This is a genomic window from Geodermatophilus sp. SYSU D00684 (assembly GCF_054050455.1).
On sequence record NZ_JBJGZI010000010.1, the window covers coordinates 34,198 to 58,580 of the forward strand.

The following is a 24,383-nucleotide window of genomic DNA, read 5'->3' on the forward strand; positions in this document are numbered from 1 at the left end:
CGTGTGGTGCCGGACACAGTAGGCAGGTCCTCGATCAGCCTGCCTGCCGGACCGTCCCGGGACCAGCCGCTGCCACCCTGTCGAGCAGGTCGGTGAGCGCCCGGTCGACGACGGCGGTGCGGGTGAGGTTGACGCTGTGCCCGGCGCCCGGGACGACGACCAGCTCGGCCTGCTCGCCGATCCCCGCGGCCAGTTCGCGGCCGTGGCCGGCGGGGGTCAGCCGGTCGTACTCGGCCGCGACGACGGTGCACGGGACCCGCCCGAGCACCGGCAGCGACGCCGTCTCGTCGTGGTCGAGGAACGTGCCGTAGAAGGCCATGGTCACCGTCAGCGGCGTCTCCTCGAGCATCGCCTGCACGACGCGGACGGCCTCGCGCGTGGCGTCGTCGCGGCCGAACAGGTAGCGGCGGGTGAACCGGTGGCCCAGCCGCGTGCCGCGGCGCCGCAGCCGCTCGAGCCCGGGGGCCAGCAGCCGCAGCCACCACAGGTACAGGCCCAGCAGGTGCAGCTTCCGCATGGCCTTGACCGCCAGGCCGACGACCCCGCGGGCGACCAGGCCGCCGGCCGAGGTGGCGAGCAGGAACGCGCCGACGACGCGGGTGCCGAACAGCTCGGGCCGCTGCCGGGCCAGCGCCATGACCGTCATGCCGCCCATCGAGTGCCCGGCGAGCACCACCGGCCGGCCCGCGGGGACGACGGCGTCGAGCACGTGGCCGAGGTCGCGGGCGGTGCGGTCGATGGTCGCCGTCCGCGGGTCGACCCAGCGGGACCGGCCGTGGCCGCGCTGGTCCCACAGCACGACGCGGGCGCGGTCGCGGATCGCCTCGACCTGCAGCTGGAACTCGCCGAGGCGAGCGGTGAACCCGTGGCAGAAGACGACGGTGACCGGCGCGTCCTCGGGTCCGTCGAACTCCACGTGCAGGTCCACGCCGTCGTCGGTGCGGACGGTGCGGGAGCCCGGCGGCGGGGGTCCGTCGATCCCCGGGACGACGGGGACGCGCGGCGGGACGGGGGCGGGGCGGGAGCGGCGGAACGGCACCCGTCCATGACAGCGCAGCCGCCGCGGACCGGCGACTCAGCCGCCGGACGCCGCGGTCCCGTGGGGTCGACGGGGACTCAGCTCCCGGGCGCCGCGGTCTCGGGGCGGCGGCCGGGAGCGGCGTCGCGGACCAGCCGGCGGGCGGCGTCGACCTCGCGGGCGACCGGGGCGAGCACGCCGTCGGCGTGGATCTCGGCGTCGTCGGGCACCCGGTGCGCGCGGACGTCGTCCTCGAGCTCGCGCAGCGCCCGCCGCAGCACCGCCACCTGCGCCGGGTCGGGGTCCGGCTCCCCGCCGCTGACGGCGATGACCGCCTCGGTGACCGCGTCGGCGGTCCGCTCCAGCTGCACGATGACCGGCCACCAGGCCGCGGCGCGGGTGCTGATCGGCGGCGGCTCGGCCAGCCGGCGCTGCAGCTGCGTGTGCAGCTCGGTGAGGGCCCGGTAGGTCGCGCGGCGGGCGCGGCGGCGCGCGACCGGGTCCGCGCCGAACGCGGCGCCGACGAAGGCGTCCAGCGCCAGCGTCGCCGCGCGCAGGGCGTCCTCCAGCGGCGCCCGCCAGGTCTGCGGCCACAGCAGGTAGCCCGCGACCAGCACGATCGCGCAGCCGATGAGGGTGTCCACCAGCCGGGCGCCGACCAGCTCCGGCCCGCCGGGGACGGCGAGGTCGAGCAGCAGGATGATCACCGGCGTCTGGAACACCGAGAACAGGCCGAAGTTGGCGCCGCGCGCCCACGGCAGCAGCCCGGCGGCGACGGCCATCGCGACCACCACCCAGCCGTCGCGGGGCAGCACCGACAGCAGCAGCGAGCCGATGAGGACGCCGAGCAGCGTGCCCGCGCCGCGCTGCACCGCCCGGGTGAACACCGACCCGTAGTCGGGCTTGAGCACGATCGCGACGGTCAGCAGCACCCAGTAGGGCCGCTCGATGGGCAGCAGCTGGCGGGCGACCTCCGCGATGGTCATGCACAGCGTGAGCCGGAGGGCGAACTCGCGGGTGTCGGTGCTGCCGAGGGTGCGGTCGGCGAGGTCGCGCAGCCGCTCCCGCCAGGACGGCCGGGGCGGGGTGACGGCGGCTCCGGCGCGCTCCTCGGGGTCGCCGACGACGGCCCAGGCCAGCCGCACCCCGTGGCGCACCGCCCGGCGGACGGCGGGCCCGTCGACGAGGGCGGGCGGGCGCTCGGCGGGCAGCTCGCGGCTGCCGGAGACGGCGGCGGCGAGGGCGTGCACCGCGGTCACGTCGTGCGGGTCGGCGTGCACCCCGGTGCGGGCGGCGGCGACCGCGGCCTCCACCAGCGGGGCGGCGGCGTTGAGGACCCCGGCCAGCTCCGACAGCTGCCGGTTGCGCCCGGCGGCGAGGCTGCGGGTGCGGATCACCCGGTCGTAGGCGGCGTTGAGCGCGGTGGTCAGCTCGCGGCGGGCGTCGTCGGTGCCCTCGGTGCCCACGGCGGTGAGCAGCCCGGCGATCCGGGTGAACACCGCGGCGACGGCGCTGCGGTCGGGGTCGCTCGGCTCGGTGGCGGCCTGCACCAGGGTGGCCAGCGTCGCCCAGGCCGCGCCGGCGGCGAAGAACGCCACCTCGGCCGCCGCGGGCAGCGGCGTCACCAGCCCCGACGCCAGCGCGGTGTAGACCAGCAGCTGCAGCGCGCCCAGCGACATCGCCGAGTTGACGGCGCTGATCACCGCCGCGGCCACCGACAGCACCGCCACGACCACCACCGGCAGCACGCCGCCGCCGCCGGCGAACTGCCCGGCGACCAGGCCGACCGCGCCGAGGCCCACCGCGGCGGCGGTGCGGCGCAGCCGGTCGCGCAGCGGGCCGCCCTGCGGGGCGAGGGTGGCCGCGAGCGCGCCGGTGGTGGCGAAGACGCCGGCGCCGAGCGCCGTCCCCCCGCCGACGGCGAGCGCCACGGCCAGCGGCGCGGGCACGACGACGGCGAACCGGACGACGTCGCGCCACGGCACCGGTGGGGGAGTGGTGCGGAGCAGTTCCTCGAGCCACGCGGGTGCGCGCAGCGACCTGTCCGCCACGGTCGGGAGCCTGCCACCCGCGGTCGCCGCGGGCGGGACGGCGCTCGGCTAGCGTCGGCGCCCGTGACCGCCACCCTGGGCGAGGTCGTCGCCGCGCTGGAGGCCCGCTACGACCCGGCGCTCGCGGAGGACTGGGACGCCGTCGGCCTGGTGTGCGGGGACCCCGCCGAGCCGGTGGGGCGCGTGCTGGTCGCCGTCGACCCGGTGGCCGCCGTCGTCGACGAGGCGCTCGAGCTCCGGGCCGGGCTGCTGGTCACCCACCACCCGCTGTTCCTCACCCCCGTGCACGGCGTCCCCGCCGACGACCCGAAAGGGCGGCTGGTGCACCGGCTGGTCCGCGCCGGCTGCGGGCTGTTCGTCGCGCACACCAACGCCGACCGCGCCCCCGACGCCGGCGTCAACGACGCGCTGGCCGCCGCCCTCGGGCTGACCGGTACCCGCCCGCTGCAGCCGGTGGCGCCCGGCTCCCGCGCCGGGCTCGGCCGGGTGGGGGAGCTGCCGCGGCCCACGACGCTGGCCGGCTTCGCCGCGCACGCGGCGGCGGTCCTGCCGGAGACCGCCGGCGGGGTGCGTGCGGCCGGGGACCCGGACCGGCCGGTGCGCACCGTCGCCGTCTGCGGGGGCAGCGGCGGCTCGCTGCTGCCCGAGGCGACCGCGGCCGGCGCCGACGTCCTGCTCACCAGCGACCTCCGGCACCACCCGGTGTCCGAGTCCGGGGAGCGGCCGGGCCCCGCCGTGTGTGACGTGGCACACTTCGCGTCCGAGTGGCCCTGGGTCCCCGTGGTCGCCGACGTGCTGGCCACGGACCTGTCCGGCAGGGTCGAGGCGGTCGCCTCCCGGCGCCGCACCGACCCGTGGACGGTGCACCGGGGCCTGTCGGCTGGAGGGGACCCGGCCCGCGCGGCCGGCTGAGACCGGGAGGGCGCCGTGGCCACCGCCGAACGACCGCCGACGGGAGGTGCGGCCCCCCGGAGGAGCGACCGCAGCCCCTGGAACTGGCTGCTGCTGGTGCCGATCGTGGTGCCGCTGATCGTGCCGTTCTACAACCGCGTCGAGCCGACCCTGTTCGGCTGGCCGTTCTTCTACTGGGTGCAGCTGCTGTTCGTGGGGCTGGGCGTGCTGACCACCGTGGTCGTCTACCGGGCCACCCGGCGCAGCCCCGCAGAGCAGGCCGCCGCCCGCGCCGCCATCGAGCGGGACCGGGAGCGCTGAGCCGTGGACGGGGTCAACGTCGTCGAGCTGACCATCGTGATCGTCCTGTTCCTGGTCGTCACGGTCATGGGGTTCGTCGCGTCGCGCTGGCGGCGGGCGGAGAGCCTCATGCACCTGGACGAGTGGGGGCTGGGCGGGCGCAGCTTCGGCACCTGGATCACCTGGTTCCTGCTCGGCGGTGACCTCTACACCGCCTACACGTTCGTCGCCGTCCCCGCGCTGATGTTCGGCGCGGGCGCGGCCGGGTTCTTCGCCGTCCCGTACACGGTCGTGATCTACCCGCTGGTGTTCCTGGTCGTCATCCGGCTGTGGTCGGTCAGCCACGTGCGCGGGTTCGTGACGCCGGCGGACTTCGTGCGCGCCCGGTTCGACTCCCCGACGATGGCGCTGCTGGTGGCCCTGACCGGGATCGTCGCGACGATGCCCTACATCGCCCTCCAGCTGGTCGGCATCGAGGCGATCCTCAAGGCGATGGGCGTGGAGGGCGAGCTCCCGCTGATCGTCGCGTTCGTGATCCTCGCGCTCTACACCTACAACTCGGGGCTGCGGGCACCGGCGCTCATCGCGTTCGTCAAGGACACCCTCATCTACCTGACGATCATCGTCGCGGTGATCGTCATCCCGACGAAGCTCGGCGGCTGGGACGTGATCTTCGGCGCCGCGGAGGAGAAGTTCTCCGCCGGCACCGGCGCCGGAGTGCTGCTGCCGGCCTCCGGGCAGCTCGGCTACGCCACTCTGGCCCTGGGGTCCGCGCTCGCACTGTTCCTCTACCCGCACTCGATCACCGGCGTCCTCGCGGCCAGCAACCGCGACGTGCTCAAGCGCAACATGAGCGCGCTGCCGGTCTACAGCCTGGCGCTCGGCCTCATCGCGCTGCTCGGCTTCATGGCCATCGCGGCCGGCGTGACGCCGATCGGCGAGGACGGCAACACGATCGTCCCGGTGCTGTTCCAGGAGATGTTCCCGAGCTGGTTCGCCGGGATCGCCTTCGCCGCGATCGGGATCGGCGCGCTGGTGCCGGCGGCGATCATGTCCATCGCCGCGGCGAACCTGTTCACCCGCAACATCTACAAGGAGTTCCTCCGGAAGGACGCCACGCCGCGGCAGGAGGCGCAGGTCGCCAAGGTGACCTCGCTGGTGGTCAAGGTCGGCGCGGTCGCGGCGATCCTGTTCATCGACCCGCAGTTCTCCATCGACCTGCAGCTCATCGGCGGGGTGATCATCCTGCAGACGCTGCCGGCGGTCGCGCTCGGCCTCTACACCCGGTGGCTGCACCGCGGCGCGCTCGTCGCGGGCTGGGTCGCCGGCATGGCCGCGGGCCTGCTCATGCTCTACAACGTCCCGCGGCTCGCGCCGGACGGGACGGTCCTGCGCGAGCACTTCGGCGGGTCGTCGTTCGCGCTGTCCAAGCTCGGCCTGGACACGCAGTCCAGCGTCTACGCGGGCTTCCTCGCGCTGCTGGTCAACCTCGTCGTCACGGTGCTGGTGACGATGGCGCTGCGCGCGGCCAAGGTGGACGACGGCGTCGACGGGACGGCGGAGAGCGACTACACCGCCGAGCGGGAGGACCCCACCTTCCGCGACCTGCCCGACCCGCTGGAGTCCGCGCCGCCCGGCACGGCCCGCGGCGCGACGGGGCAGGCGACGCGCCGCAGGTGAAGGACCCCGTCCCTCTCCTCCCTCGCAGGCTCGGGACGAGCCTCCGGACGGGGCCGGGGTGAGGCGAGGTGCCCCGGTAGGTTGAGCGGGTGAAGGCCGACCACTTCGAGCAGCAGAAGCTGCTGGCCCTGGCCGACGAGGACGTCGCGCTCACCCAGCTCGCCCACCGGAAGCGCACGCTGCCGGAGGTCGGCGCCGTCGAGGCCGCCGCGGAGTCCGAACGCACCTTCGCCGAGGCCGAGGTCCGCGCGGAGACCGAGGTGCGCGACCTCGACCGCGAGCAGAAGCGGCTCGAGGCCGACGTCGACACCGTCCGGCAGCGGGCCGACCGGGACCGGTCGCGGATCGACTCCGGGGCGGCGACGCCGAAGGAGATCACCTCGCTGCAGTCGGAGCTGCAGTCGCTCGCTCGGCGGCAGTCCGACCTCGAGGACCAGGTGCTCGAGCTCATGGAGCGCCGGGAGACCGCCGACGCCGCCCTCGCCGACGCCCAGTCCGGCCGCGCCTCCGCCGTCGCCGACCGGGAGCGGGCCGAGCAGCTGCGCGACGACGCCCTCGCCGACATCGCCGACTCCACCGCCCGGCACGAGGCGAAGCGCGCGGAGATCGCCGCCGGCATCTCCGCCCCGCTGCTGACGCTCTACGACCGGATCCGCACCCAGACCGGCACCACCGGCGCGGCGATGCTCAAGGCCCGGCAGTGCCAGGGCTGCCGGATCGAGCTGTTCGGCAAGGAGCTCGCCGCCGTCCGCAACGCCGACCCCCACGAGGTGGTCCGCTGCGAGAACTGCGGCCGGATCCTCGTGCGCACCGCCGAGTCGGGCCTGTGACCCGGTTCATCGTCGAGGCCGACGGCGGCTCGCGGGGCAACCCGGGCCCCGCCGGCTACGGCGCGCTGGTCCGCGACGCCGCCACCGGGCGGGTGCTCGCCGAGCGCGCGGCGTCGGTCGGACGGGCGACGAACAACGTCGCCGAGTACGGCGGGCTGGTCGCGGGGCTGCAGGCCGCGCTCGACCTGGACGCCGGTGCCGACGTCGAGGTGCGGATGGACTCCAAGCTCGTCGTCGAGCAGATGTCCGGGCGCTGGAAGATCAAGCACCCGGACATGCAGAAGCTCGCCGTCCAGGCCCGGGACATCGCCCGGCAGCTGGGCAGCGTCCGCTACACCTGGGTGCCGCGCGCGCAGAACGGCGCCGCCGACGCGCTCGCCAACAGCGCGATGGACGGCCGGCCGGTGCACCGCGACGCCGCCGCCGAGCCCACCGTGGTGGAGGACGACGTCCAGCCGGCCGCCGAGCCCGCGCCCGTCGTCACCACGGTCACGCACCTGCTGCGCCACGGCCGCACCGAGCACACCCCCGAGCGCCGGTACAGCGGCCGCAACGACCTGCCGCTGTCGGCCACCGGGCGGGCGGAGGCCGAGGCGGCCGCCGTCCGGGCGAAGGAGCTGGGCATCGAGGTCGTGGTCGCCTCGCCGCTGCGCCGCACCCGGGAGACCGCGGAGGCCGTCGCCGGCGTGCTCGGCCTGCCGGTGGAGCTCGACGACGACCTGGTCGAGCTCGACTTCGGCGACCTCGAGGGGCTCACCGCCACCGAGGCGCAGCAGCGGCACCCGCTGGCCGCCCGCCGGTTCACGGCCGACGTGACGGTGGCCGCGCCGGGTGGCGAGTCGGTGGCCGACGTGAGCCGCCGCGTGGCCCGCGCCCGGAAGCGGCTGCTCGAGCGGCACGCCGGGAGGACCGTGCTCGTGGTCAGCCACGTGACGCCGATCAAGCTGCTGCTGGCCGCGGGTCTCGGCGCCGGCGACGAGGTGGTGCACCGGGTGTTCCTCGAGGCGGCGTCGCTGTCGACGGTCGCGTGGAGCTCCGACGGCCGCACCTCGGTCCGGCTGGTGAACGACACCGCCCACCTGCGCTGAGGCGCCGTCCCGTCGAGATCCCGTGATCTCGACGTCGCAGGGGCCTCTGGACGCCGAGATCACGGGATCTCGGCAGGGGAGGCAGCGCCGGCGGGCCGCTGAAGCGGTCGTCAACCGATGAGTTGACGAGCGCCCGCCGGTCCCTCCTGCAGGCGGCTCCACCCCGGAGCCGGAGCGAGGAGGTGCCCCGTGGGGCAGGTGGTGCTGTTCGCGGCGGTGTCGCTGGACGGGTACGTCGGGCGGGACGACGACATGCCCGGGCCGCTGTTCGACTGGTATGGCAACGGCGACGTCGAGATGACCTTCAGCGACCCGGACCGGCCCTTCCGCGTGACGGCGGAGACGGCGGAGTTCCTGACCGGCATGGCCACCCGGGTGGGCGTCATGGTGTGCGGGCGCCGGCTGTTCGACATCACCGACGGCTGGGGCGGCGTGCCCCCGAACGGCGAGCACGTCGTCGTGGTCACCCACCGGCCGGCCGACGACTGGCCGCACCGGGACACCGCGCCGTTCACCTTCGCGCCGGACGTGCCGACCGCCATCGGGCGGGCGAGGGAGCTCGCCGGCGACCGGGACGTCACGGTGAGCGCTGGGGACGTCGGCGGGCAGGCGCTGCGCGCGGGCCTGGTCGACCGGGTGGTGCTGGCGCTGGTCCCGGTGGTCCTGGGCTCGGGCCGGCCGTACTTCGGCGCCGGCGGCCCACCGGAGATCCAGTTCGAGGACCCGGTGGTCGTGCAGGGCAGGCGGGTGACCCACCTGGTCTACGACGTCCGCCGCTGACGTCGTCGGGACGGCGCCGGGACGGGAAGCGGGCCGGGCGGCCCGGTGTTGTACCGGACACCCCGCCGCCGCCCGCCGCGGCGCTCCGGGGACGATGAGCCCCCCGCACTCCGAGGAGCCCCGTGACCGCGACCATCGCGCCCGCCACCCCCACCGTCGCCGGCGACGAGCGCACCCTCTCGCCCGCCGAGTACGAGAGCTGGGCGGCGGAGGTCCGCCGGCTCGCCGACGAGCGCGGGGCGGTGGTGCTCGCGCACAACTACCAGGTGCCCGAGATCCAGGACGTCGCCCACTTCACCGGCGACTCCCTCTACCTGTCGCGGGTCGCGGCGCAGACCGACGCCCGCGAGATCGTCTTCTGCGGCGTCCACTTCATGGCCGAGACGGCGAAGATCCTCTCGCCGGACAAGACGGTGCTGCTGCCCGACCACGCCGCCGGCTGCTCGCTGGCCGACTCGATCACCGCCGAGCAACTGCGCGAGTGGAAGGCCCAGCACCCCGGCGCCGTCGTCGTCAGCTACGTGAACACCACCGCGGCGGTGAAGGCGGAGACCGACATCTGCTGCACGTCGTCGAACGCCGCCGACGTCATCCGGTCCATCCCCGAGGACCGCGAGATCCTGTTCTGCCCCGACCAGTTCCTCGGCGCGCACGTCAAGCGCGTGACCGGGCGCCAGGACATCCACGTGTGGGCGGGGGAGTGCCACGTGCACGCCGGCATCAGCCCGGCCGACGTCCGCGCGCAGGTGGCCGCGCACCCGGACGCCGAGATCCTCGTGCACCCCGAGTGCGGCTGCACCACCTCGGTGCTCGACCTGGTCAGCCACGGCGACCTGCCCGCCGACCGCACCCGCGTGCTGTCCACCGGCGGCATGGTCGAGGCCGCGGCGCGGACCTCGTCGGGCCAGGTGCTCGTCGCGACCGAGGTCGGCATCCTGCACCAGCTGCGGGCGCTCAACAGCGGGACCGCGTTCATCCCGATGAACAGCCGCGCGGCCTGCCGCTACATGAAGATGATCACCCCGGCCAAGCTGCTGCACACGCTGCGGACCGGCGAGGGTGTCGTCGATGTCGACCCGGAGACCGCCGCCCGCGCCCGCCGCGCCGTCGAGGCGATGATCGCCATCGGCGAGCCCGGCCGCGGCGGGGAGTAGAAGGATCCCGCTGCCCCCGCCGCTCGCGGGCTCGCGGCGGGACCCTGCAGCGGGGCCGTTCCATCACGTCACCTGGTGAACAGGTAGACCGACACCGCGACGCCGAAGACGACGATCAGCACCCGCAGCGGCGTCGCGGGGATGCGGCTGGCCACCCGGGCGCCGAGGAACCCGCCGACCAGGCTGGCCGGCGCCGCGACGGCGACCACCTGCCAGGCCACCGGCCCGAAGACGCCGAACACGACCAGGGTGACCGTCGCCGTCACCGCGGAGAGCGCCGACTTCAGCGCGTTGGCCAGCGGCAGCCGGTGCAGCGCCGTCCCGAGCACCCCGACGAGGATGACGCCGAGCGCGCCGCCGAAGTAGCCGCCGTAGACGGTGGCGAGGAACAGCGCGAGGTAGAGCCACCACGGGTCGCGGACGGCGCCGTCGTCGCGGTCGCGCAGCCGGCGGGTGAGCAGCGGCTGCACCGCGAGCAGCAGGCTGGCCAGCAGGACGAGCACCGGCACGACGACGTCGAAGGCCTCGCTCGGCGTGGTCAGCAGCAGCACGCTGCCGGCGACCCCGCCGAGCGCCGAGACCGCACCCAGGCGCACCAGCCGGCTGCGCTGGCCGGCGTACTCGCGGCGGAACCCGACCATGCCGCCGAGGTAGCCGGGCCACTGCGCCACCGAGTTGGTGACGTTGGCCGCCACGGTGCCCAGGCCCAGCCCGACCAGGGTGGGGAAGAGGATCAGCGACCCGCCGCCGGCGATCGAGTTGACCGCCCCCGCGCCGAGCGCCACCGCGGCCGCGATCAGGAGGTCGGCGGCCGTCACGGGGCGCCAGCCTACGGTCGGTGCATGCGACTCCCCGCCCCGGCGACCTGGCTGGCCGCCGCCCTCGGCGGCTCCGGCGTGCTGCACCTGGTGCGGCCGCGGACCTACGAGTGGCTGGTGCCGCCCGAGCTCGGCGACGCCCGGGGGTGGGTGCTCGGCAGCGGGGTCGCCGAGGTCGGCACCGCGGCGCTGCTGGCCGCACCCGCGAGCCGCCGGGCCGGCGGGTGGGCCGCGGCCGTGCTGCTGGCGTCGTTCGTGCCGGCCCATCTCCACCACGTCGGGGTGGCGCGCGGGCGGCCGGCGCTGCTGGCCGCGGCGGTGGTCCGGCTGCCGCTGCAGGCGCCGATGATCGCCGCGGCGCTGCGGGTGGCCCGGGGGCGCTGAGGCGTCAGCGGCCGCGCGCGGGGACGCCGTCGGGCTCCCGGGCAGACTGCCCGCATGGCGGAGGCGTTCCCCGAGGACTGGCAGCGCGCCCTGGTCGTCGTCGCGCACCCCGACGACGTGGAGTACGGCTGCGCGGCCGCCGTCGCGGCGTGGACCGCGGCCGGGCGCGACGTCCGGTACGTGATGGCCACCAGCGGCGAGGCCGGCATCGCCGGGCTGCCGCCGGAGGCCGCGGGGCCGCTGCGCGAGCGCGAGCAGCGGGCCGCGGCGGCGGTGGTCGGCGTGTCGGTGGTCGAGTTCCTCGGTCACCCCGACGGGCGGCTGACCGAGGGGCTGGACCTGCGGCGGGCGATCGCGGCGGCGATCCGGCGGCACCGTCCCGACCTCGTGGTGACGCTGCACTTCGGCGACACGTGGACGCCGCCGGGCGCCGCGCTCGGCTCCTGGAACAGCGCCGACCACCGGGTGCTGGGCCGGGCGGTGGTGGACGCCGTCGGCGACGCGGCCAACGAGTGGGTCTTCGCCGAGCTCGCCGACCCCGAGCCCTGGCGCGGCGTGCGCTGGACCGCCGTCTCGACGCCGGTGGGGGTCACGCACACCGTCGACGTGACCGACGTCGTCGACCGGGCGGTGGCCTCGCTGGCCGAGCACCGCCGCTACCTGGAGGCGCTGTCGGCCGAGCCGGTCGAGGAACAGGCACGGCGACAGGTCGACGTGGTGACCCCCGACGTCGACGGCCGGCGGGTGAGCGGCTTCGTCCTGTACGCCGGCTGACGGGGACGCGGCCCCGGGGGATGCCCGGGGCCGCGTCCGGGCCGGTCAGGGGTTGAAGCTCACGTGGACGTGGTCCATGTGGTTGGCGGTGGGCGACCCGCGGTCGGCCATGCCCCGCCAGCCGGAGCTCCCGATCACGAAGATCCGCTGCTTCCAGATGACGTAGTCGACGTGGAGGCGCGCGGCGTTGTCGATGACGTACTGGGCGACGGCGTTCCCCTTGCCGGAGTCGGCGTAGACCATGAAGTCCGCGGCGAGCTGCTGGGTGGGGGAGTGCCCGGGCCGGGTGAGCACCGTGGACACCCCGAACCGCTGCGCGACCTCGGCGACGACCGGACGGACGTGCGCCGCCCAGGCGCTGTAGGAGGTCGAGGTGGCGGTCGGCTTCCCGCTGAGGTTCGTGGACACCGCCGCCGCGGCGGCGGGGGCGGCGGCCGGTGCGGCCGCGGGGGCCGCGGCCGGGGCCCGGTCCTGGGACCAGCCGCCCGACCAGTCGCGGCGGGGACCGTCCCAGTCGGCCTGGGCCGCCGACTGCCCGGAGAGCCCGAAGGCGACGGCGAGGGCGCCGGCCGTGAGGGTGCGGCGGATCGTGCGCTTGCTGTTCGAGGGCATGACGAGGAGAGCTCCTGACGTCGGTTTCCGCGTGGCGCCGTCCGTGGCTGGACGGTCACCCGTCGCGTGAGGGGACCTGCGGGACGGGCCGGCGCGCGGCCGGGCGACGGGCGGCTGCTGGAGCGCAGGCCGTCGCGGAGGTGGCCGGGGCCGGGTCCGTCGTGCGCGGCGACCGGTGGGTCTGGACGGGTCGCGGCGCGCGTCGCAGGGTGTGCGGGGGCAGGCCGGGGCAGGCGCCGTCGGCGCACCCCGCGGTGGTTCTCCGTTCTCCCGTGGCCGCCTACCGGGTCAGCTGACGGGTTCGGGCGGGGATCTGCGCCCTACCCCCTCCCGGGTCTCGGGAGGCGGGACTCACCCCGGTGGTGCGGTGGGTCCCCGGCTCGCGGCCACCCGTGGTGACCGCGACTCGGCGGCGTCCGGTGTGGCCCCCCGGGACTGGAGGGTGGACGGCCGGACGGAGTCACCGTAGGAGCGTCCGCCCGAGCCCGCAGCGCGGACTCCGGAGTTCCGCTGAGGGCATCCGTAGACTGGTCGGCACGACGGACGAGTCGGCCGGGCGGTCGCGTCGGCGGGGGAGACCCCGCCGCCGAGGAACGTCCGGGCTCCACAGGGCAGGGTGGTCGCTAACGGCGACCCGGGGTGACCCGCGGGACAGTGCCACAGAGAACAGACCGCCAGCAGTGCCTCTCCGGAGACAGGGCTGGTGAGGGTGAAACGGTGGTGTAAGAGACCACCAGCGCACCGGGTGACCGGTGCGGCTCGGTAAACCCCACCCGGAGCAAGGTCGAGAAGGGACGGCGGACGGGAGACCGGACGCCGTCCTGCGCAGGCGTTCGAGGGCTGCCCGCCCGAGCCTGCGGGTGGACCGCTCGAGCCCGCCGGCAACGGCGGGCCTAGATGGATGACCGCCCATCGGGAGGCCGCGAGGCGCCCGAGGACAGAACCCGGCGTACAGGCCGACTCGTCCGTCGTCCCCCTCCGAGCCGGGGTGCCCTCCGGGGCGCGGCGGGGCCGCTTCCCGGCGGGACGCGACCGATGAGTCGTCGCGCCGGCCGGGGTCCCCCTCCCGTGGGAAGCGGCCGGACGGGCCGCGGCGACGACCCGGGAGGACCCGTGACGCAGTACCTGCTGTCCATGCCGCACGACTCGGCCGAGGAGCCGACGATGGCGTCGATGGACCCCGCCGAGCTGGAGGCCGCCCTGACGGCGGCCGGCGCCTTCCTGGAGGAGCTCGCGGCGTCCGGCGCACTGGTCTTCGCCGGTGGGCTGCACCCGCCGTCGACCGCGGTCACCGTCGACCACACCGGCAGCGATCTCGCCCTCGCCGACGGGCCGTTCACGCAGGCACCGGAGTACCTCGGCGGCTTCTGGGTCGTCGAGGCGCCGGACCGGGAGGCGGCCGTCTCCTGGGCCGCGAAGGCGTCGAAGGCGCTCGGCGCACGGATCGAGGTGCGCGCCTTCCAGGAGGTGCCTGCCTAGCGAACGCCGCCGGATCCCCGGGATCCGGCGGGACCGGTGAGATGGTCCGCGTCCGCCGGCTGGACCTGGTCGACCAGTACCGGCGCCACGTCGACCCGGTCGTCGTCGGCCGGGACCGGGGCGGTCCGGGGTGCCGCCGGTGCGCGCCGCCCCGACCGGGGCCGGAGCTGGACGACGGCCACGGAGACCAGCACCAGCAGGCCGCCGGCGAGCTGGACGGGGGTGAGGAACTCGCCCAGGGCGAGCGCGGCCAGCGCGGTGGTGACCACGGGCTCGAACGTCGAGAGGATCGACGCGGTGGACGGTCCGGTCCTCCGCAGGCCGGCGAAGAAGGCGAGCATCGCCACGACGGTGGAGACCACCGCGATGCACCCGACCCACAGCCACCCGGCCGGCCCGAGGCCGAGGTCGACGCCGCCGGTCACCGCGGCGCGGACGGCGAGCGTGCCGGCGGCCCCGGTCATCACCAGCACGGAGAGCACCACCGGGGGCAGGCGGTGCACCACGGTGTCCGCGACGAGGATGTAGACCGTGTAGGTCACCGCGGCGCCGAAGGCGGCGGCCGCGCCCAGCGGGTCGAACCGGAGCGCACCGGCGCCGAGGAGGACCAGCAGCGTCCCGGCCGACGCGACGAGCACCGCAGCCGCCCGTGCCGGTGTCAGCCGTTCCCGCCCGAGCGCGGCGGCGGCGAGGGTGACCAGGGCCGGGTAGGTGTAGAGGACCAGCGCCACCAGGGACGCGTCGATCCGCTCGAGCGCGGAGAAGTAGAGGCCCGCCTGGGTGGCGTACCCGACCGCGCCCAGCCCGAGACCGGTCAGCACCACCCGCCGGGTGGGTCCGCCGGCCCCCGGTCGCGGCACCGCGTCGGGGCCGCCGGACCGCAGCTCGGGCCGCAGCGCCAGGACCACGCCCAGCAGCACCGCGGCCAGGGTGAACCGGAGCAGCAGCAGCGCGTCGGGGGAGACGCCCGCCTCGTAGGCGAGCTTCCCGAACACGCCCATCGCCCCGAAGCACGCCGCGGACACCAGGCACAGAGCGAGACCCACCACCGCAGCGTCGACGGCGGATCCGGTCAGGTCCAGTGACGATTCGTGGAGAAGACCGGTTAGCGTCCCTGCATGGTCGAGCTCGACCTCCACCGCCTGCGGATGCTGCGCGAGCTGGAGGAGCGCGGCACCCTCGCCGCGGTCGCGACGGCGCTGGGCTACACCCCGTCCGCGGTGTCCCAGCAGCTCGCGGTGCTGGAGAGGGAGTCCGGGGTCCGCCTGCTGGAGCGGGTCGGGCGCGGGGTGCGCCTGACCGACGCCGGGCGCCTGCTCGCCCGGCACGCCGGCGTCCTGCTCTCGGCGGCCGAGGCCGCCCGGGCGGACCTGGCGTCGCTGACCGGCGAGGTCCGGGGCACGGTGCGGGCCGGCGGGCTGCAGTCGGCGACCCGCCGCCTGCTCGTCCCCTCGATGACGCGGATGCTGGCCGAGCGCCCGCAGGTGCGGGTCGAGCTCTCCGAGCTCGAGCTGGAGCAGGCGCTGCCCGAGCTGCGGCTGGGCACCCTCGACATGGTCGTCAGCGACGAGTACGACGGCCATCCCCGGCCCCGGCCGGCCGGGCTCCGGTACGAGCTGCTGCACCGGGAGCCGCTGCATCTGGTGCTGCCGGCTGCGCACCCGGCCGCCGCGCACGGCGGGCCCGTCGCGGTGGCCGCGCTGCGGGACGACGTCTGGGTGGCAGCCGCGGCCGGCACGGGTCACCACGCCCTGGTCGTCGGCACCTGCCGCTCCCTCGGCGGCTACGACCCCGACCTGCGCCACCGGTCCAACGACGCCGACCTCCTGCTCGAGCTCGTGCGCACCGCGGGAGCGGTCACGCTCATGCCGGCCCTCACGCTCCCGCCGGCGGACCCGGCCCTGGCCGTGCGCGACGTCGCCGAGACCACCGTCGGCCGCCGGCTGACGGTGCTCACCCGGGACCAGCCCCCGACCCCGGCGCTCGGTGCCTTCCTGGCCGCCGTCAGGGCGCAGGCGCACGGGCTGGCGGCCGGCCCGGGAGCGGGGGAGCGCGACCGGGGGCGATGACTCCCAGGGTGGTCGCCGGTCTCCCCTGGCAGCCGGCCAACCGCACCCCAGGAGGGCACCGTGACCGCCACCTACACCTTCGACGTCTTCTCCACCCTCGACGGGTTCGGCTCCTACGGCGAGGACGGCGACTGGGGCGGCTACTGGGGCAAGGAGGGCCCGGAGTTCCTCGACCACCGCCTCGCGGAGTACCGCGCGGAGCAGCGGCTGGTCCTCGGGGCCGCCACCTTCCGGGAGTTCGTGCAGTTCCTGGACCCGGCTCGGGTCACCGACCCGCTCAACACCCGGATGCGGACCATGCCGACGACGGTCGTGTCGACGACGCTGCAGGCCCCCCTCGACTGGCCGGACGCGACCCTCGAGCACGGGGACGCCGTCGACGTCGTCGCCCGGCTCAAGGAGGAGTCCGACGTGCCGCTGCGCTCGCACGGCAGCCTGGCGATGAACCGGGCCCTGATGGCCGCCGGCCTGGTCGACCGCGTGCAGGTGACGGTCTTCCCCGTGATCACCGGGAGGACCGGGACGGCGCCGGTCTTCGGGGGCGCGGCCGACTTCGACCTCGAGCTGCTCGGGAGCCGGACGTTCGACGGCCGCATCCAGGAGCTCGTCTACCGGCCCACCCTGCACGGCTGACCCCGTCGGGCGCCCGCCCGTCCGGCGTGCCCACCGCCCGGTCCCGCGAGTCCTGGCGCCCGCGCGGTTAGGGTCCGAGGTCCGAGCCGGGTCCGCGGCTCGTCGACAGTGGCCGCCGGATCGCGCCGGGCGGCCGTCGCGGGGGTCCAGCGTGGTTCTGCTGCTCGTGTTCGCCGGCCTGTTCGGGCTGGCGATCGGGTCGTTCCTCAACGTCGTCGTGCACCGGGTGCCGGCCGGGCTGTCCGTCGTCGCGCCGCCGTCCCGCTGCCCGGTGTGCGAGAACCCGATCCGGGCCCGGCACAACGTCCCGGTGCTCGGCTGGCTGGTCCTGCGGGGGCGGTGCGCGGACTGCGGGACGCCGATCCCGCCGCGCTACCCCCTGGTCGAGCTGCTCACCGGCGTCCTGTTCGTGCTGGTGACCTGGCGGCTGGCCGAGCTGGACGAGCTGGCCGCGCTGCCCGCCTGGCTCGTGTTCACCGCCCTCGGCGTCGCGCTGGCGATCATCGACCTGGACACCCGGCGGCTGCCCAACGCGCTGGTCCTCCCGGCCTACCCGGTGCTCGGCGTCCTGCTCACGGGCGCCGCCACCGTCTCGGGCGACCGGGAGGCGCTGCTCCGGGCGGGGCTGGGCGCCGTGGCGCTGTTCGGCGCGTTCCTGCTGATGGCGCTCGCCTACCCGGGCGGGATGGGGATGGGCGACGTCAAGCTCGCCGGCGTGCTCGGCCTGGTGCTGGGCTGGTTCTCGTGGGCCGCGGTGGTCGTCGGGGCGTTCGCCGGCTTCTTCCTGGGCGCGGTCGTCGGCGTCGTCGTCATGGCCGCCGGGCCGCACGGACGCCAGACCGCCGTCCCGTTCGGGCCGTTCATGATCGCGGGCGCGCTGCTCGGGCTGTGGATCGCGGACCCGGTGGCGGACCTGCTGCTGCGCAGGTGACCCGGGTCAGACCCGCTGCGGGACCTCGGGCGACCGCCGCGGCGCCGGCACGACCGGCCGGGCCGAGCCGGCCGGGTGCTGCGTCAACCCGAGCCGGACGGCGGCCATGACGGCCTCGGCGCGCGAGCGGACGCAGAGCTTCTCGTAGACGCGGGACACGTAGGTCTTCGCCGTCGACGGGCTGATGAACAGCTCGGCGGCCAGCCCCGGGATCGACCGGCCGGCGACCAGGAGGTCGAGCACCTCGCGCTCGCGGGCGCTGAGGTCGGTGCCGCTCGGGACGGCCGCCTCGCGCTGACGGCGGAGCGCCGCGGCCAGGCCGGCGGCGGTGAAGGAGGTCGCGGCGACCGCGGCGTGGCGCACGGCGGCGACCACCTCGACCACCGGCGCCGTCTTGGGGACGTAGGCGGAGACGCCGGTCTCGAAGGCGTCGAGCAGGACGGCGTCGTCGGTGGTGGCGGTGAGCAGGACGATGCCGAGGTCGTCGAACCGCTGGCGCAGCTCGCGGGCGAGGGCCATCCCGTGGTCCTCACCCGCGTCGAGGCCGACGACCACGACGTCGGGCAGCAGGGTGGCGGCGAACCGCACGGCCTGCTCGGCGGACGCCGTCTCGCCGACGACCTCCAGCCCGTCCTGCTGCTCGATCAGATGGCGGATGCCCCACCTCGTGACCGGGTGACTCTCGACCACCACGACCCGTGCGCCCATCGCGCGTTCCCCGTTCTGCCCCCGTTGACCAGCTCCGCGCCCTCCCCGGTTCCGGGGAGAGACGTGTTGCGCACAATGTGTAACGGCCGGAGACGGGCAGGTCAACGCCACGTGTCACCCACTCGGGGGGGTGGAATTGGGCAGAACTCCACCACCCGGTTCCGCAGCGTGACGGTGGACCCGGGCGGCGACCCGGGAACCGCGCCGCGACCTGGGCCTTCGCACGGTATCGGTTCCAATGCGCAGTGTAGTCAACACCACCGTCACGCGGCCCTGTGTCCGCCGATCGGCCGACAGCTGTCCTCCGGTCGTCGCCAGGAGGAGGGCCGAACGTCCGTTACGCCGGCGCGCTGACCACCGCACTCTCCTCTCGGCAACCGCACGACTGCACAGCGCAGTCCTGGTGACGAGGAGGTGACGGCGATGGCCCTGGCGTTCGGACTCGACGAGCGCGACGTGGCGACGTTCTCCGCCGCCCTCCGCCTGCCGGTGCTGCTGCTCGACGACCTCGCCGCCGTCGTGGGCGCAGCCCGCCACGACCGCGACCTGCGCCTGGTCGTCCTCGGCCCGTCGCTCGCCGCCGCGGACGTGCTGCGCTGCGCCGCCGAGGTGCGCGCCGCCCGCCCCGGGGCGGTCGTCGTCCTCCTGCGGACGGCGCTGAACCGGCTGGAGCGGCACGTCGTCGGCAGCGCCGGCGTCGACGCCGTCCTCCCCGCCACCGACATGGCCGCCGCGGCACGCAGCTGCCTCGAGTTCCTCGCGGCCCGCGCCGCGTGGGGGAGCGGCCGCGTGGTCACCGTGCACGCCGGCAAGGGCGGGTGCGGGACGACGACCGTGGCGGTCAACCTCGCCGTCGCGCTGGCCCGGGACGCCGGGCAGCGGGTCTGCCTCGTCGACCTCGACCTCCGCTCCGGGGACGTCGGCGTGACGGTGGGCCTCGAGCCGCACCGGACGCTGGCCTCGGCCCGGACCGCGGGCGACCTGCTGGACGCCGTGGTCACGCCGCTGGAGCCGGGCCTGGACTGCGTGCTCGCGCCGCCCCTGCCCGCGGACGCCCAGCGCCTCGACGTCGGGCTGGTCGAGTCGGTCCTCGACGCGCTGACCCCGCGCTACGACGTCGTCGTCGTCGACACGCCCCCGGTCGTGACCCGGCTCGTCATGTCGGCCCTGGACCGGTCCGAGCACCACGTCCTGGTGACGACGCCGGAGCGCCCGGCGCTGCGGGGCCTGCGGCGGACGCTCGACACCCTCGACCTGCTGGGCCACCGGCGCGACGTCCGGTCGGTGGTCTTCAACCGCTCGGACTCGCGCGTCGGTCTCACCGCCGCGGACGCCGAGCGCATGCTCCGCGCGCCGATCGCGGCCCACGTGCCGTCGAGCCGGGACGTCGCGGCCTCGATCAACTCCTGCCGGCCGTTGACGGCCGCGAGCCCCGACCACCCGGTCAGCTCGGCCGTCCGGCACCTCGCCCGGACACGGCTCGCCCCCCGGGGCGCCGTGCCGCGACTCCCGGCGGGGGCGCCGTGACGTGAGGCGCGCCTGAGCCGCGCCGGTCCGCTCCCCGGCGGCCCGGCAGGCACTCGGAACCAGCACCACCCGCACCACCGCCGGCCTCAACGGGGGCGCCGGCGTCACCCACCCGACGGCCGACCGGCCGTCGCCTCCTCAAGGAGAACCCAGTGCTCGCCTACATCCGCAACGCCCGCAAGAACGACGAGGGCTTCACCCTCATCGAGCTCCTGATGGTCATCGTCATCCTCGGCGTCCTCGCCGGCATCGTCGTCTTCGCCGTGCAGGGCATCAACGACGACAGCGAGACGGCCGCCTGCCAGGCCGACGCCCGGACGGTCGTCACCGCCCAGGAGGCGTACTACGCCCAGAACGACGCCTACGCCGCGAGCACTACGGCCCTCGTGACGGCGGAACTGCTGCGCTCCGCGCCGGCCAACATCTCCACGGACGCCACCGGTGCCGTGACGGGTGACACCGGCACTCCCTGCGCCAGCATCAGCTTCTGAGCCGAGCGCTCGTCAGCGGGGAGGGCCGTCGGTCCGACGGCCCTCCCCGCCCTCATCGCCCACCCGATCACTGCCTCAAGGGGAACCCGTGCTCGCGCACATCACCGGCAGCCGCGTCGACGGCCTGCTCGAGGAGCTCTGGAACGCCGGCGGCACCGACCTGCTGCTCACCGCCGGCAGCCCGCCGCGGATCCGCGTGCACGGCGACCTCCACCCCGTCCACGGCGCCCGGCCGCTGACCGCCGACGACACCGAGGCGCTCGTCGCGGAGCTCCTGACCCCGGCCCAGTCCGCGGCCTTCGCCGCCCAGCAGGACCACGACTTCTCGTTCAGCTGGCGCGACGCCGCCCGCATCCGTGGCAACGCCTTCACCCAGCGCGACCAGGTGGCGCTCGCCCTGCGGATGATCCCCCGCGAGGTGCCGAGCCTCGACGCGCTCGGCCTCCCGCCCGTCCTGGGCGACCTCGCGACGAGGCACCAGGGCCTCATCCTGGTCACCGGCCCCACCGGCTCCGGCAAGTCGACGACGCTGGCCGCCCTCGTCGACCGGATCAACAGCCAGCGGGCCTGTCACATCCTCACCATCGAGGACCCGATCGAGTACGTGCACGACCACAAGCGCTCGCTGGTCAGCCAGCGCGAGGTCGGCACCGACACCCCGTCGTTCCCCGACGCGCTGCGCGCGGCGCTCCGCGAGGACCCCGACGTCGTGCTGGTCGGCGAGATGCGCGACCTGGACTCCATCCGCTTCGCGCTCACCATCGCCGAGACCGGCCACCTCGTCCTCGCGACCCTGCACACCAACGACACCGCGCAGTCGCTGTCCCGGATGATCGACGTCTTCCCCGGCGACCAGCAGGCGCAGATCCGCGTCCAGCTCGCCGCCGCGCTCACCGCGGTCGTGTACCAGCGGCTGGTCCCGCGGACCGCGGGCGGCATGGTCGCCGCCTACGAGGTGCTCGTCGCGACCTCCGCGGCGCGCAACCTCATCAAGGAGGGCAAGACCCACCAGCTGCGCAACGTCCTGGTCACCGGCCAGCGCGAGGGCATGGTGACGCTCGAGCAGTCGCTGTCCGAGCTCGTCCGGACCGGTGCGGTCCGGTACGAGGACGCGGTGCCGCGCAGCCTCTACCCCAAGGAGATCGACGTGCCCCGGATGCACGGGAGCGTGGCCTGATGCGGTTCGGACGGCACGCATCCACCGCTGAGGACGAGGTCGTCGTCCCCGTCGAGGACCGGCCGGCCCCCGTCGAGTCCTCGGTGCACCAGGGCGGGCGCCGCCTCGGCGAGGTCCTCGTGGAGAGCGGGCTGGTCAGCCGGGCCGACGTCCTCGCCGCGCTGGACAAGAAGCGCAAGGGCGCCCCCCAGCGGCTGGGCCGGCTGCTCATCGACAGCGGCGCGCTCTCCGAGCGGGACCTCACCGCCGCCCTCGCCCGGCAGAACTCGCTGCAGGTGGTCGACCTGCGGGACCTGACGCCGGCGCCCGAGGCCCTCGCGCTCATGTCCGACAGCACGGCGCACCGGCTGCAGGCGCTGCCGATCGGGTTCTCCGGCGACTCCGTCACGGTCGCGGTGGCGGACGGCTCGGCGGCCACCGCGGCCGCGGTCGAGGAGGCCCTCCAGCGCCCGGTGACCCTCCGCCTGGCCGCCCAGTCCGAGCTGCGCCGCGCGATCGACAGCAGCTACCGCGCCCTCGCCCACCTCGAGGACCAGGTCAAGGTGTTCGAGGCCCGCGACGCCGTCCGCCGCGACGCGGTCCGGGCCGAGACCGAGGCCGTCGCCGACGACGCTCCGGTCGTCCAGGTCGTCGACAAGATCCTCACCCAGGCGCTGCGCGACCGCGCCTCCGACGTGCACGTCGAGCCGCAGGAGGAGCGGGTGCGCGTGCGCTACCGCATCGACGGCGCGCTGCACGACGTCCTCGAGCTGCCCGGCTCGATGGGCCCCGCGCTGACCAGCCGCATCAAGATCATGGCCGGGATGAACATCGTCGAGCGGCGCCGGCCGCAGGACGGCCAGATCACCACCTCGATCGAGGACCGCGACGTCGACATCCGCGTCTCCACGGTGTCCGTGGTCGGCGGCGAGAAGGTCGTCATGCGGGTGCTCGACAAGAGCCGCCCGCTGTTCGACCTCGGCCGGCTCGGCATGCCCGAGGAGATGGTCGAGCGCTACCGCGCCCAGATCCACTCCCCGTACGGCATGGTCGTCTGCTCCGGCCCGACCGGGAGCGGCAAGACGACCACGCTCTACGGCTCGCTCGGGGAGCTGAACAGCCCCGACCGCAACATCATGACGATCGAGGACCCGGTCGAGTACACCTTCCCGTCGATCAACCAGATCCAGATCAACGAGCAGGCCGGGGTCACCTTCGCCAACGGCCTGCGGGCCATCCTGCGGCAGGACCCGGACGTCATCCTCGTCGGGGAGATCCGCGACGCCGAGACCGCCCGGATCGCCGTCCAGTCCGCCCTCACCGGTCACTTCGTGCTCTCGTCGGTGCACGCCACCGACACGGTCTCGGCCCTGTTCCGGCTGGTCGACATGGGCATCGAGACGTTCCTCGTGGCCTCCTCGGTGACCACCGTGCTCGCCCAGCGGCTCGTGCGCCGGGTGTGCGGCTACTGCCAGGCGGCCCACGCCCCGACGCGGGAGGAGGTCGTCTTCCTCGAGTCCCTCTCCCCGGGGGCCAGCGAGGACGCGGTCTGGGTGCGCGGCACGGGCTGCACCTTCTGCGCGCAGACCGGCTACCTGGACCGCGTCGGCGTCTACGAGATGATGCCGATCACGTCCCGCATCCGGGAGCTGGTGGTCGACCGGTCACCGCACGACGACGTCCGGAAGACCGCTCGCGCCGAAGGCATGAACACCCTCGTCGAGCAGGCCGCCCAGCTCGTCCGCGCCGGCGTCACGACGACGTCCGAGGTCATGCGCTCCGTCTACGTGGTGGGAGGCTGACGTGCCCACGTTCACCTACTCGGCGACCTCGCCCACCGGCGAGCTGACCCGCGGGAAGTACAAGGCCGCCAGCCAGGAGGCGGCCGAGCTCGCGCTGTACGAGCAGGAGCTCCGCAACATCCGCGTCGCGGAGAGCAAGAGCTTCCTCCAGATGGAGCTCACCGCCCCCCGGGTGAAGCGCGAGGAGGTCATGCACCTCTCCCGCCAGCTCGGTGCCTTCCTCCGCGCCGGCCTGCCGGTGGTCGAGGCGGTGCGGCTCATCGGGGAGGAGGCCTCGAACAGCTCCGTCAAGCGGGTGATGACCGAGGTCGAGGTCGGGCTGCGCGGCGGCGACACGCTGTCGGACTGCTTCGACCGCCACCCCAAGGTCTTCCCGGAGTTCTACCGGGGGATCCTGCGGTCCGCCGAGCTCACCGGCCGGCTCGACACCGTGCTCAGCCAGCTGGCCGAGTACCTGGACAAGGACCTGGCCACCCGGCGCAAGATCAAGTCCGCGGCGCTCTACCCCTCCGTCATCGCCGGGATGGCCGTCGTCACCGTGGCGATCCTGGCCGGCTGGGTGCTCCCCAAGTTCAAGGACTTCTTCACGTCGCTGGACGCGGAGCTGCCGCTGCCCACCCGCATGCTGCTCGCGGTCACCGACTTCCTCCTGGGGTACTGGTGGGCGCTGCTCGGCGGGCTGGTGGCGCTGGTCCTGGTCGTCGTCCTCGTCCTGCGGACCCAGCGGGGCAAGTACGGCAGGGACCGGCTGCTCCTCTCCGTCCCGGTGCTGGGCAACACCGTCCAGTTCGTCCTCGTCGAGCGCTTCTGCCGGATCCTCTCGGCGATGGTCGGCGCCGGGGTGTCCCTCCCCGAGGCGCTGCGGGTGGCGTCGGACTCCCTGCGCAACAGGGTCTACATCCGGTCCCTGTCCTCGGTCGGCGAGGCCATGCTCCGCGGCGAGGGCCTGGCCGGTCCGCTGGCGGCCACGGGACGGTTCCCGGGCACGGCGACCCAGATGATCCGGGTCGGCGAGGAGACCGGGACGCTCGACGCGCAGCTGGAGGCCACGGCCGAGTACTACGAGGGCGAGCTGACCTTCAAGATCGACAAGCTGACCTCACTCTTCGAGCCGGCCGTCCTCGTCGCCATGGGGCTCGTCGTGGGCTTCGTCGCGGTGGCCCTGGTGTCGGCGATGTACGGCGTCTACGGCCAGGTGGGGGTCTGA

General features: G+C 75.1%; 24 protein-coding genes, 1 other RNA gene and 1 riboswitch. Of the genes, 19 read left to right on the top strand and 6 right to left on the bottom strand.

All coding sequences use genetic code 11. The features are described from left to right. Nucleotides 1–34 precede the first annotated feature (34 nt). Nucleotides 35–1,039, bottom strand: a complete 1,005-nt coding sequence (locus ACI79L_RS08975; RefSeq protein WP_456936450.1) for an alpha/beta fold hydrolase — start codon at nucleotides 1,037–1,039, stop codon at nucleotides 35–37. A 77-nt stretch (nucleotides 1,040–1,116) separates the two neighbouring features. Further along, nucleotides 1,117–3,069 (bottom strand): FUSC family protein, encoded by a 1,953-nt coding sequence (locus ACI79L_RS08980; RefSeq protein WP_456936451.1) that lies wholly within the window; start codon nucleotides 3,067–3,069, stop codon nucleotides 1,117–1,119. A gap of 63 nt (nucleotides 3,070–3,132) precedes the next feature. On the opposite strand from ACI79L_RS08980, the gene ACI79L_RS08985 reads away from it, so the two are divergent. From ACI79L_RS08985 to nadA, 7 genes are all read left to right on the top strand, one after another. Then, complete coding sequence (locus ACI79L_RS08985; protein WP_456936452.1) at nucleotides 3,133–3,981, top strand: Nif3-like dinuclear metal center hexameric protein; 849 nt, start codon at nucleotides 3,133–3,135, stop codon at nucleotides 3,979–3,981. A 15-nt stretch (nucleotides 3,982–3,996) separates the two neighbouring features. Next, on the top strand, nucleotides 3,997–4,281 hold the full coding sequence (locus tag ACI79L_RS08990) for a DUF3311 domain-containing protein (protein ID WP_456929568.1): 285 nt from the start codon (nucleotides 3,997–3,999) through the stop codon (nucleotides 4,279–4,281). 3 nt (nucleotides 4,282–4,284) lie between these two features. Then, nucleotides 4,285–5,940: a monocarboxylate uptake permease MctP gene (mctP, locus tag ACI79L_RS08995; protein WP_456936453.1), complete on the top strand. Its 1,656-nt coding sequence runs from the start codon at nucleotides 4,285–4,287 to the stop codon at nucleotides 5,938–5,940. An 89-nt stretch (nucleotides 5,941–6,029) separates the two neighbouring features. Continuing rightward, nucleotides 6,030–6,770: a zinc ribbon domain-containing protein gene (locus ACI79L_RS09000; RefSeq protein WP_456936454.1), complete on the top strand. Its 741-nt coding sequence runs from the start codon at nucleotides 6,030–6,032 to the stop codon at nucleotides 6,768–6,770. Beyond that, a complete protein-coding gene (locus tag ACI79L_RS09005; RefSeq protein WP_456936455.1) occupies nucleotides 6,767–7,858 on the top strand; it encodes a bifunctional RNase H/acid phosphatase in 1,092 nt (363 codons plus the stop codon). The genes ACI79L_RS09000 and ACI79L_RS09005 overlap by 4 nt, the downstream gene beginning before the upstream one ends. Nucleotides 7,859–8,047: 189 nt before the next feature. Next, on the top strand, nucleotides 8,048–8,638 hold the full coding sequence (locus tag ACI79L_RS09010) for a dihydrofolate reductase family protein (RefSeq protein WP_456936456.1): 591 nt from the start codon (nucleotides 8,048–8,050) through the stop codon (nucleotides 8,636–8,638). Between the two features lie 122 nt (nucleotides 8,639–8,760). Then, nucleotides 8,761–9,792: a quinolinate synthase NadA gene (gene nadA, locus ACI79L_RS09015; protein ID WP_456936457.1), complete on the top strand. Its 1,032-nt coding sequence runs from the start codon at nucleotides 8,761–8,763 to the stop codon at nucleotides 9,790–9,792. A 68-nt stretch (nucleotides 9,793–9,860) separates the two neighbouring features. Here nadA and ACI79L_RS09020 read toward each other — a convergent pair whose 3' ends face one another. Next, nucleotides 9,861–10,610: a sulfite exporter TauE/SafE family protein gene (locus ACI79L_RS09020; RefSeq protein ID WP_456936458.1), complete on the bottom strand. Its 750-nt coding sequence runs from the start codon at nucleotides 10,608–10,610 to the stop codon at nucleotides 9,861–9,863. A 24-nt stretch (nucleotides 10,611–10,634) separates the two neighbouring features. Between ACI79L_RS09020 and ACI79L_RS09025 the strand changes: the two genes are divergently transcribed. Together ACI79L_RS09025 and ACI79L_RS09030 are read left to right on the top strand one after the other, a co-directional pair. Next, nucleotides 10,635–10,994: a DoxX family protein gene (locus ACI79L_RS09025; RefSeq protein WP_456936459.1), complete on the top strand. Its 360-nt coding sequence runs from the start codon at nucleotides 10,635–10,637 to the stop codon at nucleotides 10,992–10,994. 54 nt (nucleotides 10,995–11,048) lie between these two features. Continuing rightward, entirely contained in the window at nucleotides 11,049–11,768 is a 720-nt protein-coding gene (locus ACI79L_RS09030; RefSeq protein WP_456936460.1) for a PIG-L deacetylase family protein, read from the top strand. Between the two features lie 45 nt (nucleotides 11,769–11,813). On the opposite strand, the gene ACI79L_RS09035 is transcribed toward ACI79L_RS09030, so the two are convergent. Beyond that, nucleotides 11,814–12,380 carry a hypothetical protein gene (locus tag ACI79L_RS09035; protein WP_456936461.1) on the bottom strand — a complete coding sequence of 189 codons (567 nt, stop codon included), beginning with the start codon at nucleotides 12,378–12,380 and terminating at the stop codon, nucleotides 11,814–11,816. A gap of 262 nt (nucleotides 12,381–12,642) precedes the next feature. Next, a riboswitch (cyclic di-AMP (ydaO/yuaA leader) is annotated at nucleotides 12,643–12,802 on the bottom strand. Nucleotides 12,803–12,924: 122 nt separating this feature from the next. Between ACI79L_RS09035 and rnpB the strand changes: the two genes are divergently transcribed. Together rnpB and ACI79L_RS09045 are read left to right on the top strand one after the other, a co-directional pair. Then, nucleotides 12,925–13,348, top strand: an RNA gene (gene rnpB, locus ACI79L_RS09040) — RNase P RNA component class A. Nucleotides 13,349–13,493: 145 nt separating this feature from the next. Next, nucleotides 13,494–13,859 (top strand): YciI family protein, encoded by a 366-nt coding sequence (locus ACI79L_RS09045; RefSeq protein ID WP_456936462.1) that lies wholly within the window; start codon nucleotides 13,494–13,496, stop codon nucleotides 13,857–13,859. Here ACI79L_RS09045 and ACI79L_RS09050 read toward each other — a convergent pair. Beyond that, on the bottom strand, nucleotides 13,856–14,905 hold the full coding sequence (locus ACI79L_RS09050) for a DMT family transporter (protein ID WP_456936463.1): 1,050 nt from the start codon (nucleotides 14,903–14,905) through the stop codon (nucleotides 13,856–13,858). The two genes, ACI79L_RS09045 and ACI79L_RS09050, sit on opposite strands and share 4 nt — an antisense overlap. A 72-nt stretch (nucleotides 14,906–14,977) precedes the next feature. Here ACI79L_RS09050 and ACI79L_RS09055 point away from each other — a divergent pair, with 72 nt between their 5' ends. The 3 genes from ACI79L_RS09055 (at nucleotide 14,978) to ACI79L_RS09065 (ending at nucleotide 17,492) form a co-directional block, all read left to right on the top strand. Further along, a complete protein-coding gene (locus tag ACI79L_RS09055; RefSeq protein ID WP_456936464.1) occupies nucleotides 14,978–15,928 on the top strand; it encodes a LysR family transcriptional regulator in 951 nt (316 codons plus the stop codon). Between the two features lie 60 nt (nucleotides 15,929–15,988). Next, complete coding sequence (locus ACI79L_RS09060) at nucleotides 15,989–16,561, top strand: dihydrofolate reductase family protein (RefSeq protein WP_456936465.1); 573 nt, start codon at nucleotides 15,989–15,991, stop codon at nucleotides 16,559–16,561. A 151-nt stretch (nucleotides 16,562–16,712) separates the two neighbouring features. Beyond that, entirely contained in the window at nucleotides 16,713–17,492 is a 780-nt protein-coding gene (locus ACI79L_RS09065) for a prepilin peptidase (RefSeq protein WP_456936466.1), read from the top strand. A gap of 6 nt (nucleotides 17,493–17,498) precedes the next feature. Here ACI79L_RS09065 and ACI79L_RS09070 read toward each other — a convergent pair whose 3' ends face one another. Beyond that, nucleotides 17,499–18,200 (bottom strand): response regulator transcription factor, encoded by a 702-nt coding sequence (locus tag ACI79L_RS09070; RefSeq protein ID WP_456936467.1) that lies wholly within the window; start codon nucleotides 18,198–18,200, stop codon nucleotides 17,499–17,501. Between the two features lie 423 nt (nucleotides 18,201–18,623). Between ACI79L_RS09070 and ACI79L_RS09075 the strand changes: the two genes are divergently transcribed. The 5 genes from ACI79L_RS09075 to ACI79L_RS09095 all read left to right on the top strand — a co-directional run bounded on the left by ACI79L_RS09075 (nucleotide 18,624) and on the right by ACI79L_RS09095 (nucleotide 24,383). Continuing rightward, nucleotides 18,624–19,727, top strand: a complete 1,104-nt coding sequence (locus ACI79L_RS09075; protein ID WP_456936468.1) for an AAA family ATPase — start codon at nucleotides 18,624–18,626, stop codon at nucleotides 19,725–19,727. Nucleotides 19,728–19,879: 152 nt separating this feature from the next. Continuing rightward, entirely contained in the window at nucleotides 19,880–20,218 is a 339-nt protein-coding gene (locus tag ACI79L_RS09080) for a type II secretion system protein (RefSeq protein ID WP_456936469.1), read from the top strand. Nucleotides 20,219–20,306: 88 nt separating this feature from the next. Continuing rightward, nucleotides 20,307–21,395, top strand: a complete 1,089-nt coding sequence (locus ACI79L_RS09085) for a type IV pilus twitching motility protein PilT (RefSeq protein WP_456936470.1) — start codon at nucleotides 20,307–20,309, stop codon at nucleotides 21,393–21,395. Further along, nucleotides 21,395–23,176, top strand: a complete 1,782-nt coding sequence (locus ACI79L_RS09090; RefSeq protein WP_456936471.1) for a GspE/PulE family protein — start codon at nucleotides 21,395–21,397, stop codon at nucleotides 23,174–23,176. The genes ACI79L_RS09085 and ACI79L_RS09090 overlap by 1 nt, the downstream gene beginning before the upstream one ends. 1 nt (nucleotide 23,177) lies before the next feature. Continuing rightward, nucleotides 23,178–24,383, top strand: a complete 1,206-nt coding sequence (locus tag ACI79L_RS09095; protein WP_456936472.1) for a type II secretion system F family protein — start codon at nucleotides 23,178–23,180, stop codon at nucleotides 24,381–24,383.

Coding starts and splice junctions, on each gene's coding strand:
- ACI79L_RS09035 (WP_456936461.1), bottom strand. CDS start 12,380: ATGCCCTCGAACAGCAAGCGCACGATCCGCCGCACCCTCACGGCCGGC.
- ACI79L_RS09075 (WP_456936468.1), top strand. CDS start 18,624: ATGGCCCTGGCGTTCGGACTCGACGAGCGCGACGTGGCGACGTTCTCC.
- ACI79L_RS09025 (WP_456936459.1), top strand. CDS start 10,635: ATGCGACTCCCCGCCCCGGCGACCTGGCTGGCCGCCGCCCTCGGCGGC.
- ACI79L_RS09055 (WP_456936464.1), top strand. CDS start 14,978: ATGGTCGAGCTCGACCTCCACCGCCTGCGGATGCTGCGCGAGCTGGAG.
- ACI79L_RS09030 (WP_456936460.1), top strand. CDS start 11,049: ATGGCGGAGGCGTTCCCCGAGGACTGGCAGCGCGCCCTGGTCGTCGTC.
- ACI79L_RS09090 (WP_456936471.1), top strand. CDS start 21,395: ATGCGGTTCGGACGGCACGCATCCACCGCTGAGGACGAGGTCGTCGTC.
- ACI79L_RS09070 (WP_456936467.1), bottom strand. CDS start 18,200: ATGGGCGCACGGGTCGTGGTGGTCGAGAGTCACCCGGTCACGAGGTGG.